This is a genomic window from Segatella bryantii (assembly GCF_022024215.1).
Lineage (GTDB): Bacteria > Bacteroidota > Bacteroidia > Bacteroidales > Bacteroidaceae > Prevotella > Prevotella bryantii.
Map to the genome: position 1 here is coordinate 480,268 of NZ_CP091797.1, position 19,625 is coordinate 499,892.

Genomic DNA, 19,625 nt, shown 5'->3' on the forward strand with positions numbered 1-19,625 from the left:
ACTTATTTTATATAACCTAATTCTGTGATGATTTGTTTCATCAGTTTATATTTGCTGATGATATCAGGATATTCTGTATATTTTTCTTCTACTTCTTCTAACGTAGTATTCATAGCCAAGTTAATAAACGCTTTTACGTCCTCGTCAAGAGTAGGGTAGGCAGTCCACCATACTCCCCAGATGTCCTGATGGGGTGCGATAAAACTCTTGGCATTTTGCAGAGGCATACCATCTTCTTCGCCCTCAACCCATCCTTCCATCCATACGCCATAGTACTTCTTACCATAGCTTGTGAACGCATTGAAGGTTTCTATAGTTTGATGTGAGATGATGTTGGCCAAGATTTCGATGATCAACTCTTTGGAGTAATCGTTTTTCTCGCTTTCACCCATTTCTGTTATAGCACTCATGGCTATGGCAGTAGCTCTGACACCCACGACAAACGATGGATTTGTGATTCCATCGTCAGGCTCCCGTAGTTGGCCATCTTCATAGGTGAAGTGGTTGATGTTATTGACAAGAAGGAAAGAGAAGGGACGCAATTTCTTTCCTAAATGTGGAAGAAGATACTGCTCTACAAATTGTGTTGCAAGGTGCTTTTCTTCTATTGTCGCAAGATAATCATACGTGTAAGCATTGTTATTCTGAGAAGCTGTCATCATATATCCTAAATCGAGCAGTTCGCCTGTATTTAAGGTGTCATTGAAAAGCAGATAACAGCTGTTTTTAGAATAGAATTCCTTACGTAGCAAACTCTCTTCGTCATCGGCATTATCATCGGTGATAAATGGATTTGTATCGGCGTTGCTAGGCTGTAACGGGTCTTCACTCTCGCAGGCTGTGAAACACATGGCAGCAGCAAAAAGCCATATTGTAGCTAATATTTTATTCATAAACTTTTTCCTTTATAGAGTTATGGTGGTGTATGTACGTTCTCCACGAGTATTCTGTGGCATTCCAACGTTATAGTCTATAACGCTTTGTGGCAGTGGCAATACCCATCCCCAGTCGTCAGCCGAAAGCTTGAATGTACACATAGATTTAATCACATCCGATTGACGATCTTCATAATAGTAATAGTGATGAGTGATTTCCGTCTTCTGCTGATATTTTGTATTTACGGCATAGCGGCGAAGGTCAAACCAGCGGTGCCCTTCGAGTAACAGTTCTCGTTCACGTTCATCTCTGATATCTTCTATCAGTTTGTTGCCTGTAGAAGTAATTTCGTAATCAGCTCCATCGGTGAAGCGATATTTTCTAAGGGTGTTCACTGCGTTGCGTGCTTCTGTTTCTTTGCCCATGTAAGCCATAGCCTCAGCAAGGTTTAGATAAGCCTCACTGCTTCGGAAGAAGTTTTTATCGCTGACACTATTGAGTTGTTTCTGCAAACCGTAATAATAGCCATTGAAATAATAGTTCACATCATCTTCTGATATTTTCTCTTTGCCGTCTTCTGTTTTTAAGGCATTGGTATTGGCGGGATGTTTCTTGTAGCCATGGAATTTGCCATTTGTCCAGATATACTGAGTTTTGCGCAAATCGTCATCACCATACATGTCATAAATATGCTGACTGATAGTAAATGATTTCGCTTCATTCATAGTATATTCCATAACACTATTGCTACCCATGCTGAATATAAGCTCTGGCGAGGTCTCTGAGATGATACCTGATGTATGACTCATGACTTTAAGATTAGCCAATGAAGGATGCTCGTTAATGGTCTTTTGAGCGTATTCAGCAGCTTTCTCCCAGTTTTGCATGTAAAGATATACTCGGCTTAAAAGCAAATGTACGGCAGTAGTGCTGGCACGATATTTGGAAGTCTGTGTACCATATTCTTCCAGTTCCTTTTCAGACGAGAGCAGGTCGCTGAGAATCAGGTCATAACATTCCTGCACCGTATTGCGACTGAAAAATCGGTCTTCCACCTCCTGAGAGGTTTTGATAGGTACAGCTAAGTCTGTGGAAGCTGTTGCGGGGTCGTATGCTTTTCCATAGAAATTGGTAAGCATAAAGTAGTAGTATGCTCTCAGGAAGTGGGCCTCTCCACATACCTTGAGCTTGCCTTTACGCTGCTCTTCTGTGTTGTCGTCCAATGTCTTTGCACTCTCTATTACATTGTTGGCCACATTGATAAGTCTGTAGTATTCAGCCCAACTGTCATTTTCTTTGTTAAATCCAGTGTATGTATCATTCTGTCCACTACGTGCCTGCCATGTATAATAACCAAATACACGTTCTTTGCCGTCATACTCCATGCTTCCTTCTTCGTGACTTGGACCATCGTATTCGTCAAGTTCGTCGGCCAGGAAATGAATAAAGTATTGATTATCGTTAGTTATACTCAGCAAATCAGCAGATATGATGTTCTGATAGCCAGAACCTATCAGCAGTTCGTCAAGATCTCGCCATGATCGCACATAGTCTGTGTCTTGAGAATATTCCTTCAGAAAGTCGCCACATGAAGTCAATAGCAGAAGGGCAAGTGGAATAATACCAGTTGCCATGATCTTCTTTCTTATATTTTTATTTATCTTTATCATATTTTTTATCTATTCTACGTATTAGAACTGAATATTCACACCGATGGTGTAATATGGGGTATCGCTTAATTGTACTTCGGCAAATCCACTCTGTGTTGGTGTTTGTCCCTTTAGCTTACTGTTACACCAGGTATAAAGGTTGTTTCCTGTGAGCGTTATTGCCAGGCGTTGCAGACCATAGTTGAGGAGTACTTTTACGGGTACTTCGTAGGTAAGACTAAGACTCGTAAGTCTCAGATAATCAGCGTTTACTACGCGTACGTTACTGTAATCGTACATACTCCACGCATCCTTTCCGAACGGTACGCCCTGATAGAAACTCTTCTCTGACCAGTGTGTAGTATAGTCATAGAATCCATATTGATCATGGCTCATGATAGAAGGAATATTGGTGAATTTCTCGTCACCAGGTTTCATCCAGCGATTGAGCAAAGCCCTATTCAAGTTATTTTCAGGATAAATATATCCAGGACCGAGGTTTGTTCCTGTACCTTGGTTAAACAAATGGAATAAGCGCACTTTGTTGCCGAGAGAGTAATCCATAAAGATACCCAGACGCCAGTCTTTGTAGGTGAGCGTAGAACTCAAACTGCCAGTTATATCAGGATCTCTTTTTCCACTCAGTTCAAGTACACGTGTAGCGGTTTCATATTTGCTGAGTCCAATCAGTTCATCTTGTCGATCTTTCCAGTCATCAAAGGTAGGACCACCATTTTCAGGATTCAATCCTGCAAAGCGATAGGAGTAAAACACTCCTATAGGTTCACCGTTTACAATGGCTGTACCATTCAGGTAATCGTTTATGTCATAGGCATCCTCTCCGGGAGCAGTGTTCATCTTGTTCATCACCTTAGACAAAGTAGCAGACACCATCCAGTTCCAGTCTGTATTTTGAACAGGTGTTGCTGTGATTGCAAAGTTGTAACCCTTATTGATAATCTGTCCAGAGTTTACGACATAAGAAGTAAAACCATTCACATCCGAGATGGTTTTGTTCATGAATGCGTCATTGGTCTTTTTATAATAATATTCTGCAGACAGCAGCAAGCGACTGTTGAAAAATGCTCCCTCGATACCCATATTGAAAGATTGCGTCTTTTCCCATTTCAGGTCAGGGTTGGCAAACTTATCTACAGTAGAAACCATCTCATCATAGTGTGCGTCGTAGGCTCCTTTGGTAATCGTGAGTTTTGGCGTTTGTCCTTCAAGCATATTTCCTTGGCCACCGTAAGACACCTTATAGGTAAGGGCGTCCAGCCAGTTGGCGTTGATGTGTGCTATTTCCTTCAGATTAGCATTTGCAGACACCGACCATACAGGTAGGATCTTTTCATTACTTCGATCACCGAAGCGGTTAGAGCCATCGTAGCGTGTGTTGGCATTTATGGTGAAATACTGCTTATAGCTATAAGAGGCTGTACCATAAATAGAAGCCAGATTGGTAATATTATCTGTGATGGTAGGCATATTTCCTGCTAACCAACTCAGATAAGCTGTATACTTCTCTGGGATGGATGTAGTGAATTTACGTCCACGATCGGCATAATAGCCACGCTGTGTAAATTGGTTGCCTTTATATTTACTTGAGCTTGCCTCCATACCGACGGCAATGTTGATGTTGTGCTCTTTATTGGCGCCAAAATCTTTGTTGATGTTTGCCTGTAAGCGGGCAGTCCAGTCATGTAATTCGGTGTTATCCTCTGAAAGTTCACCACCGAAAGGCATTTGTGAGTTTGTTGGTGCAGGTACACCATATTGGCTCATGCGCAAAGCAGCAGCATGAAAACTGCGTTCGCCATACCACCCTTCAATATTGGTATTCGTTCCGCTATATGCAAATATAGCATTAAAGTTTAACCATTCCTTAGGTACATAGCGTAAGTTGATGGTAGCTTTAAAACCGTTTGTTCTTTGGCTTACATAGCTGTTGTCAAGTTCGTTGAGAAAACTATAGTCGTATGCTCCAGAGCCTACAGAGTTCTTTTTATAATAATAGTAGTTGCCATCCGCATCGTATGCTGGGATAGTACGTGAAGTGTTATAGGCATAGTCAATAGGTGACAGCTCACTTTGGTTATAATGTTTCTTGTTGGTATACATAGACAGGTTCAAACTGGCTTGAATCTTATCACTAAGGGTGAAATCCAGGTTGGTAGCTGCTGTATATCGCTTGCCTGTGTTGCTGTTAATCACATCATCGTCACCCGTATAACCTAAAGAAGCATAATAGCGGAATTTGTCGGCACCACCAGAGATATTCACACTATGATCTTGCGAGAAACTATCATGAGTGAGGAGTTTAAACCAATCTGTGTTCTGTGTTTCAGCTTTAGCGACAGCCTGTTCAAATTCTTCACGTGTGTAAACTCCGCTGTAGTATTTTTGCAAAGCATCCTCATAGCCAACATACGACATATCGCTTGGGAAACTGTAATGCATATTGGCAAGTTCTCTTGAAACCTGAGTTCGTTCCTTCGAATTCATCAGGTCTATCTTTGAGTCAGTATATCTTGGGCGTTGACGTAATGTTCCTGTGAAAGAGTAGGAGATGACAGGCTTTCCTGCACGTCCTTTTTTAGTAGTAACAACGATGACACCATTGGCAGCACGTGTTCCATAGAGAGCAGTGGCAGCGGCGTCCTTTAGTACGTCAATACGGTCTATATCCTGTGGGTTAATGCCCGAAATAGCGTTACCAATGCGGTTGACATAGTCAGGGTCGTTGATAACATCCGACTTCAAGTTTACCGGGTCGTTGATAATAATACCATCAACCACCCACAGTGGTTCACGGTTACCAATGAGCGTTGATGTACCACGAATACGAATTTTAGGTGTAGAATTGATTTCTCCACTATTGTTACTCAGTACCAGGTCAGGAATACGACCTTGCAACATTTTATCGACCGACGAAATACCGGCTCTTGCGATATCCTCCATCTTAACGCTTGTAACAGAAGAGGTGAGATTTCTACGGTCAATCTGCTGGTAACCTGTAATGACCACCTCTTCAAGAGTAGCTTTGTCATCCAGCATAAAGATGACAACATCATCTTCGCCCGACTTTAAGGTTCGTTTCTGTGTTTTGCAACCAATATAGCTACACGTTATATTAATCGATTTACCTTTTGCAACCTGTATACTGAATCTGCCGTCGTAATCAGATGCCACACCGTTTTTGGAGCCGTCAATGCGGATTGTTACTCCAGGAAGAGGTTGTCCTGTTTCATCCAAAACTTGTCCACTAACTATACCATCATCCTTGCTAGTAGTCACCCCTTGAGGTGTTGAAGCCCATGAAGTGGTAATTGTAGTTGTGCATAAAGAAAGCAGAATTGGTAACATGATTCGCTTCTTACCCATAATGAAAAATCTTTAATTATATTTTATAAGTTCTCTAATAATACTAAATATCTGTGGTATATCCTTGTTTTATTATAAACAGAAATGATATAATGGCTGCAAAAGTACAAATTATAAGTAAAACATGCAAAACTATTATAAATTAATTTCATATTTTTTCTATTTTTCTTGAATGTGCAATCTATAGTCTTTGGGCGACATACCCATTAGTTTGGTAAAGAGGCGAGAAAAATAAAAGCTATCATCAATGCCGACCTTAAAGCTGATTTGGTTTATCTTCATGTTGGTACTCGACAACAGTTGGCAGGCATACTGTATCTTGAGCAGGTTAAAATAGTTGAGTGGGCTGTGACCGGTTTCCTTTTTAAAGAGCATAGAGAAGTGGCTGCTGGAGTAGCCTGTATATTGTGCCATCTGCTGCAACGAGATTTTTTTCTCCAGATTTTCCTTCATGAAATGTACAGAAGCGTTTACGATTTCGTTTTCTGCTACTTCTTCCTTATTTTTCTGATGTATCTCTCTGCTTCTATACTGGCCGAGGTAGCGCATGGAGGCCAGATAATAGTGTAGAAGTGAAGATGAATAGCGCAAATTCTCTCGTGTATAGCCGTTTGCCAATGTGAAATAGATATCTTCAAAGAGATGGTTTCGGTCGTTGATACGAGAATTCATGGCAGGCGTAATACTCTGGGGGGTAGCAGCTCCTTCCGCATAATATGATGCGTGGTTGCCACAAAAATGAATCCAATAGATAGTCCATGGGTGGTTTTCTGATGATGCGTATCTATGAGGTATACCTGCTGGTAAGATAAAGTATTGGTTGGCTCCGACGTCCTGACGTTTGCCTTGCCCTATCTGATACCAGCCTGTTCCCTCTACACAATAGATTAGTACATTCTGCTCGATAGGATCCTTGCGTTCGCGATAATGAAAGTTGGCTACGGGATAATAGCCGATATCTGTAATGTAAAGACTGGATACCAACGGATCTTGCTTTTCCATCTCTATAATCATCTTGGGTAGAACGATACAGCGTTCTCCTGTAAAACCGTCTTTTCGTTTCAACATGGTATTTTTTCCTTATTTTGCGCAAAAATACCAAGAAATCATAAAATAATCCATGTTTTTATGTTTTTTTTCTATTGTAAAGTGGGTTGATATTTCATACATTTGCAGTCGAATCTAATAACCTATACGAAACATGGAAAAATTAAACCAACGATTTATTTATTTCATCTGTGTTGTAGCTGCTTTTGGAGGTCTACTCTTTGGTTACGATTGGGTGGTCATTGGTGGTGCCAAACCGTTTTATGAGGTTTATTTCGGTATTACCGATAGCGCTGCCGATCAGGGACTGGCCATGACCGTGGCCCTCCTCGGATGTATGATTGGCGCTACATTATGTGGCACGTTGGCTGATCGAATCGGTCGAAAGAATTTACTTATTATATCTTCCTTAATATTTTTGTTTTCTGCTATAGCAACAGGTGCTTTTCATACTTTTACAGCATTCCTGGTTGCGCGTTTCTTCGGTGGCATCGGAATTGGTGTTGCCAGTGGTTTGTCACCGATGTATATTGCAGAAGTGGCCCCAGCTGCTATTCGTGGCCGATTGGTAAGTCTCAACCAGATGACCATTGTACTAGGTATTCTCTGTGCTCAGATTACGAACTGGCTCATAGCAGATGATATTCCTGGTGGAATAATCACTTTAGAGAGTTGGAATGCTCAAATGTCTTGGCGGTGGATGTTTTGGGCCGCAGCTGTTCCTTCGTTTGCCTTCTTTGTGTTGGCATTGTTTATCCCAGAGAGTCCGAGATGGCTGAGTACCCGCCATGCTGCCAAGGCTTTTGCTATCCTTGAGAAAATCGGCGGAAAGGAATATGCGCAGCGCGAGATGGATGCTATCAGGGCTGCCCAAGCTGAGGCCACGCAGACGGCAGGACTTGGTATCCTGTTTTCTCAAAAATATAAGTTTGTGCTTGTGCTGGGTATCATCATAGCTGTTTTCCAACAGTGGTGTGGTACTAATGTCATCTTCAATTATGCGCAAGAGATTTTTCAAAGTGCTGGTTATGAAGTAGGCGATGTATTGTTCAATATCGTTGTGACGGGTATCGCCAATGTACTGTTTACGATTCTTGCCCTCTTTACGGTGGATAAATGGGGGCGCCGCTCGCTGATGTTATTAGGAGCAGGTGGCTTGTGTCTGATTTATGCTATCCTCGGTATATGCTACTATTTCGGAGCAACAGGATTCGGAATGGTCATCCTCGTTGTTGCAGCCATCGCTTGTTATGCGCTGACCTTAGGGCCGTGTACCTGGGTGCTCATCGCCGAACTTTTCCCGAATCGAGTTCGTGCTGTTGCTGTGGCTACTTGCACCTTTATGTTATGGGTAGGCTCATCCACATTGACATATACCTTTCCATTCCTTAATCAGTGTTTGGGTAGTTATGGTACATTCTGGATTTATAGTGGTGTATGTCTGTGTGGTTTCCTGTTTTTCCTGGTCAGATTGCCGGAAACGAAGGATAAGTCATTAGAGGAACTGGAGAAGGAATTAGTAAAATAAGATATCAATATACGAAATAAGATACTATGGTAAAAGCTTGGAAAGAAATTGTAACGATTCCAACGTATCAGATTGGAGAACCTGAAAAGAATCCGATCTTCCTTGAAAAACGAGTTTATCAGGGATCTTCTGGTGTCGTATATCCTTATCCTGTCATCGAATCTATTTCTGATGAGAAGGAAGATGTAGACTATCAGGCGATTTGGATTGAAAATGAATATATTAAGGTCATGATTCTGCCACAGCTTGGCGGGCGTGTGCAGATGGCTTACGATAAGATAAAAAAGCGCCACTTTGTGTATTATAACCATGTCATCAAACCAGCCCTTGTAGGGCTCACCGGTCCATGGATTTCAGGTGGTATCGAGTTCAACTGGCCACAACATCACCGTCCATCCACTTTCCTTCCGGTAGATAGCACCATCAAGGAAAATGCAGATGGATCGGTCACGGTATGGGTAAATGAACAGGAGAAAATGTTCCACCAAAAGGGGGCTGCGGGGTTTACCTTGCGACCTGGTTGTGCCTATCTGGAAATACAGGGAATGGTCTACAATCGTACCGACTTGCCACAGACTTTTCTGTGGTGGGCTAACCCGGCTGTTTCGGTGAACGATCATTATCAGAGTGTTTTTCCGCCTGATATTAATGCCGTGTTTGACCATGGTAAACGTGCTGTTTCTAGTTTTCCGATTGCCACGGGTACCTACTACAAGATGGATTATAGTGCAGGGGTAGACATCTCCAACTATAAGAATATCAAGGTGCCAACCTCTTATATGGCTGTTAACTCGAAATATAACTTCGAGGGTGGTTATGAGAATGATACTCATGGTGGTATGCTGCACGTAGCCAGTCATCATCTGTCGCCTGGTAAGAAGCAGTGGACATGGGGTAATGGTGATTTCGGTCGGGCGTGGGATCGTAACCTTACCGATGAAGACGGTCCATACATCGAACTCATGGCTGGTGTCTATACCGAAAATCAACCTGATTTTGCCTGGTTGATGCCGTATGAGGAAAAGCATTTTACGCAGTACTTCATGCCTTATCGGGAGTTGGGTATTGTGAAGAATGCAAGTAAGAATCTCGTGATGAATATCGAGGAGACTGCTGTGGGTGCCCACTTGATGCTTCAGGCTACGAGGAAGTCTGTTTATCGCATCGTACTCTTCGGTCAGGACGATGAAATCCTTTTCGATGAGGTGGTAGAACTTTCACCAGAGGAAATCTTCGACACCACCATTGATATGAAAGGTTGTGCATGGCAGAATATCCGTTTCATGGCTTATAACCGGGAAGAAGGGCGTAATGCCCTGGAGATGGAATGGATGCCGGAGCCTGATGCTGTCCGTCCGATTCCAGACCCTGCAGAAGCGGCTCTGTTGCCACAGCATATAAAGACTAATGAGCAACTGTATCTTACCGGTTTACACATCGAACAGTATCGTCATGCTACGTATAGTCCGCTTGATTATTATGAAGAGGCCTTACGCCGAGATCCTGATGATTATCGTTGCAACAATGCTATGGGTTTGTGGTATATTCGTAAGGGTCGTTTCAAAAAAGCTGAAGAGTATTTGCGTAAAGCCCAACATGTACTTTACAAGCGTAATCCTAATCCATACGATGGGGAGCCATTGTACAATCTGGGTGTCTCATTGAAGTATCAGGGAAAACTGGACGAAGCCTATCAGTGGTTTTGGAAATCTACCTGGAATAAGGGGTGGGCAGATGCTGGCTACTTTGCAGCAGCACAGATCAGCATAGGTCAGCAGCGTCTGGATGATGCCCTTGACGAAGTAGAGCGTTCTCTTATCAATAACAGTCATAATCACAAGGCTCGTGCCTTGAAGGTGGCTGTGCTCAGATATGCCGGTAAGTCGTATGAGGAGGTGAAGGCATTTATAGAGGAGAGCCTTCAGATTGACCTTTTCAATTATGGTATTCTGTACGAGAAATACCTTTTTACTGGCGATGAGCATGTGCTCAATCAGCTTATCGAACTGATGCATGGCAATAGCAATAACTATCAGGAACTGGCACTCGACTATGCACAGGCTGGACTTTGGAAGGAGTGTATCGCTGTTCTCGATCTTGCTGTTCGTGAAAGAGCCGCTGATGCAATGACCTATTTTTATAAAGGTTGGGCTTATTTCAAGATGGGTGATGAGATGACTGCCGTTGCCACTTTTAAGACGGCAGAGACCATTAACCCTGCTTATTGTTTCCCTAATCGTTTGGAGGCGATTCTTGCTTTAAATACAGCCAAACATTTCAACGATAAGGGTAGTTTTGCTCCTTATTATTTAGGTTGTCTCTATTTTGACAAGCGTCAGTACAGTCAGGCTCAGCAAAACTGGCAACTTTCTGCTCAGTGTAACCCTGAATATCCAACAGTATGGCGCAACCTTGCCCTCTATTACGCCAACAAGTTGGCAGACCATGATACAGCACTCGCATATATGGAGCGTGCATTCTCTCTGAATCAGAATGATGCCCGTGTCTTGATGGAACTGGACCAGCTCTATAAACGTCTGCAGCGTGCTCCCGCAGAACGTCTGGCTTTTCTGAAGAAATATCCAGACTTGATTGCTCAGCGTGACGACCTTTTGTTGGAGCAGATTACCTTGTACAACCAAACCGGTAATTACGAAAAGGCGATGTCGTTACTTGATGGTCATATCTTCCATCCATGGGAGGGAGGTGAAGGTAAGGTTAGTGGTCAGTACCAAATTTGTCGTACAGAACTTGCGAAGAAGGCTCTTGTGAATAAAGACTATCCGTCAGCGGTGAAGTGGCTGGAGGAGTGCCTGGTGTACCCACATCATTTGGGAGAAGGTAAACTTTACGGAGCCCAGGAAAACGATTTCTATTATTTCCTCGGTCTTGCCTATGAAGGACTGGGTAATCTGGATAAGGCCCGTGTTTGTTGGGAGAAAGCATCTGAAGGTCATCAAGAACCGGCAGCAGCGATGTATTATAACGACGCCAAGCCTGATAAAATATTCTATCAGGGTAAGGCACTGCTCCGATTAGGTAGAGTAGGAGAAGCGCATAGCCGTTTCTATAAACTCATCACTTATGGTAAGAATCATCTTTTTGACCATGTTGTGATGGATTACTTCGCTGTTTCTCTGCCTGATCTTCTGATTTGGGATGATTCTCTTGATCTTAAAAATGTGATTCACTGTAAGTACATGTTAGCTTTGGGTTATCATGGACTTGGAGACCAAAAGCATGCTGAGCAGTATCTGCAGGATGTGGAAAAGTTGGATTGCAATCATCTTGGCATTATGCAGTTTAGAACACTTATTACTTTAGGTTTATAAAATAGATAGTTTTTTTTGAAAATGGTTATTTAATCTCACAAAGCATGTGTCAATGAACGATGTGACCCCGAAAAGTTTTTTGTCTAACTTTCGGGGTTCACTTCAATTGAAAGGGGGGTCTCACGAAGAAATAGAGCGTAAACAATCTTCTTGCCTTTGCAACCCTTTAGGGCAGCTTCCAAGCGGCCTAATTCCCTATTTCTATCGATAAAATTCATAAAATGTATGTTTTGAATATACTATTTTGCAAATATAGTTCTTTAGAATGAGAAAAGCATTTCCTGATTATATTCTAAAAGTCAAAAGGCTCTACCATACTTCCTTGAAGGGTGGCAGACAGTATGAAGAGGCCTTGAATAGGACTATGCAAAAGCAGAGGAAATCAGTCCTGAGACACTAGAATATGTTACCAGAAACCGGATACAACTGGCTTTTTTATAGGGAACGATATACCTGTTGGCAGTAGCGTCCTATTTTGAATAAATATACACGAATCTGCAAGACTAATAGAAATCTTGCAGATTCTTTTGTATCCATTTTTTACTGTACTATTATATAAGCATTTTTATAGTTATGGGAAAGAATAATAAGACAGTTAAAATTGACCTTGGCAATGGATGCTTGTTTGAAAATGGTGAGATAAAAAGCGTGCTGACAGAAGAACAAGAATCTGAAATTTGGATGTCGTGGGATGAAGGATGGCAATGGGTCATTAACTCTCTTCAGAAAATAGCAGATGAGTATGAACACCAATAAACCAATGACATTTAGTTTAACCGTATGGAAACGAATACTTCAATTCTATTGTAATGCAACCTTGAAATACCATATATACACTCTAATGGATGCTATCAAGGATGCACAATTAGCATACCAAGACAGAAGACTGTTAGACACGAACACAACGCTACCACAATGGGCAACACAAGGATATAAGGTGTGTAGGAACAAAAGAGGATGGTACTTCGCTTACATTGAAACAGAAGGAAATTTACGTTTCTATAGTTCTGAGAATTACAGGAATATGTCAGATAATGCAACTGTACAGCCTATCCCATCAGTACCATCAATGATAAAGCAAGCAAGTGATGCTTCTCAATCATATCTCAACTATGAGAGACCTTTTCAACCTGTATTTGGTGGATATGCACCTCCTAAAGTCATAAACACATATAGAGGCTTTACTATTGTCCAAGACTCAGATACAGAAATGTTTAGAATAGTAAGAAAAGACGGAAGCCCATTGCTTAAATATTCATTCCATAGTATTACTTAGAATAAGAACAGACAAAGGAAAGATATTCTTGCATATGGAATGATTGATAATAGGAAAGTAGTAATCTACACTACGTAAAATTCGAAAAACAGCACTACCTTATCAGATGCTCTCCAGAGGATAAGCAGTTCATCGATGAGCATTACCAAATTATCAATGATGAGATTGCCCGTCTGAGCATTGGAGAACCTGTTAGTGGGTTTGAAACACGGTTGATAGAAATTCAATAAATTTAAAAGACTGGGGTTGTAAAAACTTCCCCCGTCTTTTGCTTTCAAAATATTTTTTGTACTTTTGCAAGCAGTACAATGTAGGAATACAAAACTATAAACGTATCTATTATGAAAAAAGCACTATTCATATTAATGCTGGTGCTCTCAAGTATTAGCTGCTTTTCCCAGTCTCCAGTGAAATTTCTGGGGATCCCGGTTGATGGTAAAGAAGGCGAGGTAAATCTGCAATTGAAGGCAAAGGGGTTTAAACCTGTGATGGCTGGAGGGCATTTATGCTTTAAAGGGGAATTTGCTGGAGAGGATGTTCATGTCTTTGTTGCTTCATATCATGGGAAAGTTTGGAGAATTTATGCTTGTGAACAAAAAACTCGTGATGAATCTCAAATTAAGATCCGCTTCAATAAGTTGGTTGAACAATATTCAAACAATAGTAAATATCAGAGTTTAGGAGATTCCAAAATTTCAGATGATGAGAATCTTGAGTACGGGTTTGTTATTAAGCATAAACAGTATTCTGCGCCTTTTATCAAGAACTACACAGAAGATGAAACCAATATACTAGTTAAGGAATCCTTAGCCAAAGTTACAAATGAGCTTAAAGCTAAAGGTGCATTGGGTTCAACATCTAAAGAGGACTTGTTGGAACAGGTCAAAAATGCTTATAATCAAAGGCATTTAAAAGATATGGTTTGGATTCAGATTGAACGACTTTCGTCAGGTGAATACTATATAGTGTTCTTCTACGATAATCAGAACAATCATGAAGTAGAAAATGAACTTTAAAACAAAAGGCTGGGTTAACAATACTCCAGCCTTTATTCTTTATAGTCCCAGGTGATATCTGAGTCTCCAGGTATGAGGATAGTTATGAGGGCATGCTATATGATAGGGTCTTATCATATATTTTGCATAAGCAGTGTCTCCTTCAGCAATGGAATTATGATATGTAGTACACATATCTTTGACATATTGCTCATTATCGATAGGGGCTGTATTAGCCCACATTGCCCATAAGATGACTCCAGCTGTTAAAATACTCAGTGTGGTAATTAAATATCGTTTCATGTTTACATATTGTTTATTCAATACAAAGTTACGCAAATTTACGTAACACACAAAACAATTATTTTGTTATTTTGTAGAAAAGACTTACTTTTGCCTGAAGTATAACGTATAAACCAAACGATTATGAAAAAGTTTATTTTATTAATGTTATTAGCTTTGAATATCTGTGTTCAAGCCAATGCACAAAACGTAAAGAATGACGGAAAACCTTATGCTTTCTATTGTATAATTGTCGGTTCTCGAAATTTTGCTGGCCAATTACGATTACAGATTTTGTGGGATAATATGAAGACGGAAAACAATCTTCGTGATAAGGATGGTAAGAAAATAGAATTCAAGTCAATGGTTGATGCCCTTAACTATATGTCTAAACGAGGATGGGATTATGTAGAAAGTGTGACTTATGAAAAAGTTGTCCATTTTGTATTTAGAAAGTATGTTACCAAAGACGAAGATGCAAAAGAAGATTTGTATTTTCAATTTGATAATAAATAGTAGTATGTATTCATCATGAAAACAATTCTTATATAATAATAATGAAAAAGATATTATTTCTTCTCGGAGTATGTGTTTTAATAGCAGGATGTAATAGTAAAAAGACATCTGATAAAGCTGTAGTTAAGGATAGTGTTGTTACAAAAACGTTTGGTTCTGAGTCCGAAGAGGTAATGATGAGAGTAGTTGGTGAAAATTTTTCTCCTAACGCAGTTGGACTTCTTCCAATCACAAAGAAAGAGATCGTTGGCTCGGATGATTCGATGTTTGTGGCAAAACTAAAAATTGCAAATCCTAATGGAGGATTGGCTACAAATTATTGGTTTGTTAGAGTTAATTACGGTGATCATGTGAGACACGCTTTAAGCGAAGTTGACTACTTCCAGGTAACAGGACAGGTTGAGGGAATTGCACAGGCAAATGGAAAAGATACAGGTAATACATTTCTCACTGGAGCTAGGGCTTATTGCCTTGCTTATGGAGAAGGGGAATAAATGTTCTTAATTATTATTATGGAAAAATTTATTTTAGTTGTAGGTCTTATCTTTGGCATTCTATGTAATCATGTTTAATTAATTTATTCTCCTATTTATCATAACACTGATTATCACATAAAAGTGATAGTACTGATCTGGTCGATGATATTTACTTAGAATTATTCCGACAAAAAGTGTCGTGAGATTTGCGTTTTAGTCAGGAATCCGATAACGTGCTTTGAATTCGCGAATTTCAACGAGGTTGTAAATGTCTGTCAATCAGCGAGTTGCAACATGATGATTGAAGGACTAAATTATTTTAAGGCTAAAGGCGCCAAAACCCAAGCTCCTGACCTCTAAAACCTTAGAGTTTAATAAACTAACTCGCTCTAAATTGGACTTTGATTGAATATCAAGAAGTTGGGCGTTTGCCTATATTATATAGGTAACAATATGGAAACGAGCGGACTTCTGCTCGTTTCTGTATTTTGCAATATGCAAAGAACGCCTTAATTCGGGGACAAAGATACGATATTTTTCTAAATCTCGCATAGCTTACAAGGAGAAAAACTTGGAAATTAGAACTTTTTACGTTAAAATCCATATTTGACAAGCAGATTTTGAAGAAAATATTTGGAGTTTCCAATAAAAAAGAGTATTGTTTGCAGCAACAAATCCCACCACGCCTCTCAACGATGCGTACCACGGTGGGACTTCGCTTTTTATAAAGGGTATATGGATTACGACAAACAACCGATAAATGTAGATGAACAGGTTGCCTTGTTCCAGAACAGAGGGCTGGTGATAGAAGAGAGAGCCTGCGTAATAGGCAAACTGGAGAACGAATGCGTAAAGGCATTCCTCGACCACGAGGAAGAGATTCTTGCCGGCACCTTCGAGGGAGCCCTCATCGACCACATCTCGGAGCACGAGCGCAATGCCTACATCACCTGCACTCAGGTTTCGAGAAAGAAGATTTATGCCAGCAAGCCCGTTCTCGACATCGAACTTTCGGGTTACAAGATCATGGCTACGCTGATGGAGGTATTCATCGATGCCGCCGTCAACCCGTCCCGTTTCTACTCCAAGCAGCTTCTGCGCCGGGTAAGCAGCCAGTACGATATCGAGAACGAAAGTCTGGAAGAGCGAATCATGGCAGTATTGGATTACATCAGCGGCATGACGGATATCTATGCCTTAGATATTTATCAGAAGATCAACGGAATAAGTCTGCCGATAGTATAGAAACAAAACAGGCGTTTCTTATATTTTGAAGTAAAAAATAAAGTGATGAGAAAGGTACAATTAGTCTTTCTCATCCCTTTTATTTCAAATTTACTTACTTGGAGCAGCTTGGACTATATAAATTGTCTCAAAAACATCTCCTACTGTCATTTCCATTTTTATGGTACGAGGTACAGAAGATATATTCTCCGAAATAGTACATTTAAGTTGATTGGAAGCAACCATAGCATTGAACCAATCTTTATAAGATACTTTTTTATTGTCTATTTTAGGGACTAATACATAACTATTACTCGACAGTTCTTTTACAGAAAACGAATGTATCCACCAATCATCATAATTAGTAACTTTCAAACTAAACGTGCTTTCTGCCGCAGGAACATCTATGTACAGAGTTGCTTCACCTTTAGAATTATCCAACGTGGCATTTTCTGCCGATATTTCCATTATTTCCCCTTTACCTACAAGGGCTGGATCATCATCACTACTGCAACTAGAAAACGAAAACAGCACTGCAAAAAGCATTAATACTATTTTTTTCATCATAAATTAACCCTTTCTTTATCTCTATTAATCCTAAAATTTGCTATATATTGTAAATCCTTATACTTATTTGTGGCTTGATTACCATTATCTCCACCAGCAAATAATGAGGCAGAACCACCAAGCTGACCATTATTCAAATAAAAATAGCCATTATTGTCACCATCCCATCCCCAAATGCAATGAAATAGAACTGTATTATATTGAATCGAACTATTTTCTGCATCTACAACATTTGTACAATAGCCATCTATTACCCATGCATGGCGACTGTTTCTACTCACATTTTTACCACAAACAATCACTGGACCAAGTCCAGTTTGAAATCTATCAGACAACCAATTACAAATTGCTTTTTCGGAAAAATCTTGTAATTTATCAGGAGCATAATACCCCATTCTGACAAATGTACGCGAAACATTTTCCATATATGCCCCACTCGAACTAACACCATAGCTCATATCTAATTGCTTGGGTTCTCCCAACTTTCCAAAAACATAATCAATGTCATGATCAAAAGTATATTTCTTCATTCCATGCCACCCTATATGTTTGTCGTTTATATACACAGGCCATTCATAAAAAGTCATAACAATTCCACAAGCTACAGCTACACATCCTACCTTTGCTTTCTCACCCGACTTTGTAAAACAATAAGTATTATAAGGTTCTCCTTGTCCCCATTGTCTTGGAGCTCGCCATATTATTGGACTAACTTGAGGATTGACAACACTTGTTTTACCACCACTATTACGTAATAGAAGAGTATCGCTTGTAACACTTCCCATATCACTTTCTACTCCATGAAAGAATAATGCCAGACTTTTATTCGTAATAGTATCTGAAATTGCGATATTACCAGTATCAGAAATAGCATATAAAGGTCTTAATCTCTTATCACTTGAAACTATTGCAAAACCTTTATTGTCTTTATAATTAATGATATAAAGGGAAGAACTAATAGCATTTTCATTTTGGCTTCTTGTCGCCATATTTGAAGCAAGATTAACCAATTTCACACTATTAACTTGTCGTTTACTTTGTGAGCTTCGAGTTTCGCTATTTTCAGAAATAGCACGAATAGCTTGATTAGAAATTGCTATTGCAGAATCTGGAGACACAATAAATGAAGACACCTTGCTGCCTTGCACTTTCTCAACTTGCGAATCATCATCCGTACATGAGAAAAACAAAACTAATCCCAAAACTAGGAATAACAAACTTAACTTTTTTTTCATTTTTATTATAATTTATAGAGCTATAATATTATGGCGCAACTAGCCCTATAGAATTGCGTCTATAGCATAAAATTGCACATATCTATTTTATGTAAAGGTACAAAACTTACCGATACGATGCAATACCTAAAAAGCGTGATTTTTAAAAAAACAATACTTGCAAAACATCATCATTCAAGGTGATGCTTGGTAATCTCAAAAAATTTAGAGCCTTGGTAACTTGCTCATTACGCCTGTAATCATTCCTGTCTGATATGAGCTTGCCCTCGTTATTGATGCGGTTGTACACAATATGGCAATGTGGATTGTCCGTGTTGTGATGCCTTACGATGATGAATTGGGTATCAGTGATGCCCATCATCTGCATGTATTCAAGGGCTATCTTAGCCATGAGTTCATCCGTCAAACGAGGCTTGTCCTCGGGCTTGAAGCTCAAGGCGATGTGTCCCACAGGCTTTTTAATCTTTGGATTTAGTTGCCTTTGTAGCTCAAAACTTTGCGTCATCTCGGCATTCGTGCCGAGTAACACACCATCAGAGGCAAGGATTTTCGCCTCGTCCTTGCCTGTAACATAGCGGATGCAACCAGCAAATGAGCTGCCCGTAAGCGTCCAATTTCGACCCTTGTGGTAAAAAACGACCCTTTTTAACTTTGCATGGTCAATAAATAAAACGATTATGCAAACAGACGAAAGAACAATTTCTAATCAGGTCGATGATATTTACTTAGAATTATTCCGACAAAAAGCGTCGTGAGATTTGCGTTTTAGTCAGGAATCCTATAACGTGCTCTGAATTCGCAAATTTCAACGAAGCTGTAAATGTCTGTCAATCAGTGAGTTGCAACATGATGATTGAAGGACTAAATTATTTTAAGGCTAAAGGCGACAAAACCCAAGCTCCTGACCTCCAAAACCTTATATTTTATCGTGTAAGAGCTTAGGTTTTGTCGGATAAACCCTTAGGTTTTGGAGGTCAGGAGCTTGGGTTTTGGAGTCGGTCTAAAAAAAAATGTATTTTGTGGTATGGTAATATCTCAATTTTTTTTCTAGATGGTCCATTTGAAATGTAACAGATTTTGTGATATTATCTTAACATTTTAGAATTTAATCTATTGAACCGATTTTTGCAATAATTAAAAAAAATAAAATAAAGTTCATTACAAAAAATAAAAGCCATCGTCTTTAGGTTATATTTTCTTGAAAAACTTTTTATTAATCTAAAAACCTAAAGTAGACT

The 19,625-nt window shown here is 39.9% G+C and carries 14 protein-coding genes and 2 pseudogenes; 8 read left to right on the top strand and 8 right to left on the bottom strand.

Features of this window, described 5'->3' with window-relative positions; genetic code table 11:
- Positions 1-2: 2 nt before the first annotated feature.
- The 4 genes from L6471_RS01850 to L6471_RS01865 form a co-directional block, all read right to left on the bottom strand.
- Positions 3-893, bottom strand: coding sequence for a hypothetical protein (locus tag L6471_RS01850; RefSeq protein WP_237797129.1), 891 nt, complete (start codon positions 891-893; stop codon positions 3-5).
- Positions 894-905: 12 nt separating this feature from the next.
- Positions 906-2,546 (bottom strand): RagB/SusD family nutrient uptake outer membrane protein, encoded by a 1,641-nt coding sequence (locus tag L6471_RS01855; RefSeq protein WP_237797130.1) that lies wholly within the window; start codon positions 2,544-2,546, stop codon positions 906-908.
- A gap of 21 nt (positions 2,547-2,567) precedes the next feature.
- On the bottom strand, positions 2,568-5,909 hold the full coding sequence (locus tag L6471_RS01860; RefSeq protein ID WP_237797131.1) for a SusC/RagA family TonB-linked outer membrane protein: 3,342 nt from the start codon (positions 5,907-5,909) through the stop codon (positions 2,568-2,570).
- 159 nt (positions 5,910-6,068) lie between these two features.
- Positions 6,069-6,977 carry an AraC family transcriptional regulator gene (locus L6471_RS01865; protein ID WP_094448985.1) on the bottom strand — a complete coding sequence of 303 codons (909 nt, stop codon included), beginning with the start codon at positions 6,975-6,977 and terminating at the stop codon, positions 6,069-6,071.
- A gap of 133 nt (positions 6,978-7,110) precedes the next feature.
- Here L6471_RS01865 and L6471_RS01870 point away from each other — a divergent pair, with 133 nt between their 5' ends.
- The 5 genes from L6471_RS01870 to L6471_RS01890 all read left to right on the top strand — a co-directional run bounded on the left by L6471_RS01870 (position 7,111) and on the right by L6471_RS01890 (position 14,108).
- Positions 7,111-8,484: a sugar porter family MFS transporter gene (locus L6471_RS01870; RefSeq protein ID WP_237797132.1), complete on the top strand. Its 1,374-nt coding sequence runs from the start codon at positions 7,111-7,113 to the stop codon at positions 8,482-8,484.
- 26 nt (positions 8,485-8,510) lie between these two features.
- Complete coding sequence (locus L6471_RS01875) at positions 8,511-11,816, top strand: tetratricopeptide repeat protein (protein WP_237797133.1); 3,306 nt, start codon at positions 8,511-8,513, stop codon at positions 11,814-11,816.
- 573 nt (positions 11,817-12,389) lie between these two features.
- The gene (locus tag L6471_RS01880) at positions 12,390-12,572 is read left to right on the top strand and encodes a hypothetical protein (RefSeq protein ID WP_237797134.1); all 183 of its coding nucleotides are present in this window, start codon (positions 12,390-12,392) and stop codon (positions 12,570-12,572) included.
- A gap of 4 nt (positions 12,573-12,576) precedes the next feature.
- Positions 12,577-13,092 (top strand): hypothetical protein, encoded by a 516-nt coding sequence (locus L6471_RS01885; RefSeq protein ID WP_237797135.1) that lies wholly within the window; start codon positions 12,577-12,579, stop codon positions 13,090-13,092.
- A 341-nt stretch (positions 13,093-13,433) separates the two neighbouring features.
- Positions 13,434-14,108 carry a hypothetical protein gene (locus L6471_RS01890; protein WP_237797136.1) on the top strand — a complete coding sequence of 225 codons (675 nt, stop codon included), beginning with the start codon at positions 13,434-13,436 and terminating at the stop codon, positions 14,106-14,108.
- Between the two features lie 39 nt (positions 14,109-14,147).
- Here the strand turns inward: L6471_RS01890 and L6471_RS01895 are convergent, their stop codons facing one another.
- Positions 14,148-14,390: a hypothetical protein gene (locus L6471_RS01895; protein WP_237797137.1), complete on the bottom strand. Its 243-nt coding sequence runs from the start codon at positions 14,388-14,390 to the stop codon at positions 14,148-14,150.
- A 123-nt stretch (positions 14,391-14,513) separates the two neighbouring features.
- Here L6471_RS01895 and L6471_RS01900 point away from each other — a divergent pair, with 123 nt between their 5' ends.
- From L6471_RS01900 to L6471_RS01910, 3 genes and pseudogenes are all read left to right on the top strand, one after another.
- Positions 14,514-14,885 (top strand): hypothetical protein, encoded by a 372-nt coding sequence (locus L6471_RS01900; protein ID WP_237797138.1) that lies wholly within the window; start codon positions 14,514-14,516, stop codon positions 14,883-14,885.
- 41 nt (positions 14,886-14,926) lie between these two features.
- Positions 14,927-15,379, top strand: coding sequence for a putative periplasmic lipoprotein (locus tag L6471_RS01905; RefSeq protein ID WP_237797139.1), 453 nt, complete (start codon positions 14,927-14,929; stop codon positions 15,377-15,379).
- Between the two features lie 783 nt (positions 15,380-16,162).
- Positions 16,163-16,606: pseudogene (locus L6471_RS01910) on the top strand (dehydrogenase); the annotation flags it as partial.
- Positions 16,607-16,696: 90 nt separating this feature from the next.
- On the opposite strand, the gene L6471_RS01915 reads toward L6471_RS01910, so the two are convergent.
- From L6471_RS01915 to L6471_RS01925, 3 genes and pseudogenes are all read right to left on the bottom strand, one after another.
- Positions 16,697-17,152, bottom strand: a complete 456-nt coding sequence (locus L6471_RS01915) for a hypothetical protein (protein ID WP_094448969.1) — start codon at positions 17,150-17,152, stop codon at positions 16,697-16,699.
- Complete coding sequence (locus L6471_RS01920) at positions 17,149-18,387, bottom strand: C10 family peptidase (RefSeq protein WP_237797140.1); 1,239 nt, start codon at positions 18,385-18,387, stop codon at positions 17,149-17,151. Before L6471_RS01920 ends, L6471_RS01915 begins: the two co-directional genes overlap by 4 nt.
- 205 nt (positions 18,388-18,592) lie before the next feature.
- Positions 18,593-18,967 (bottom strand): annotated as a pseudogene (locus L6471_RS01925) (relaxase/mobilization nuclease domain-containing protein); the annotation flags it as partial.
- Positions 18,968-19,625 lie beyond the last annotated feature (658 nt).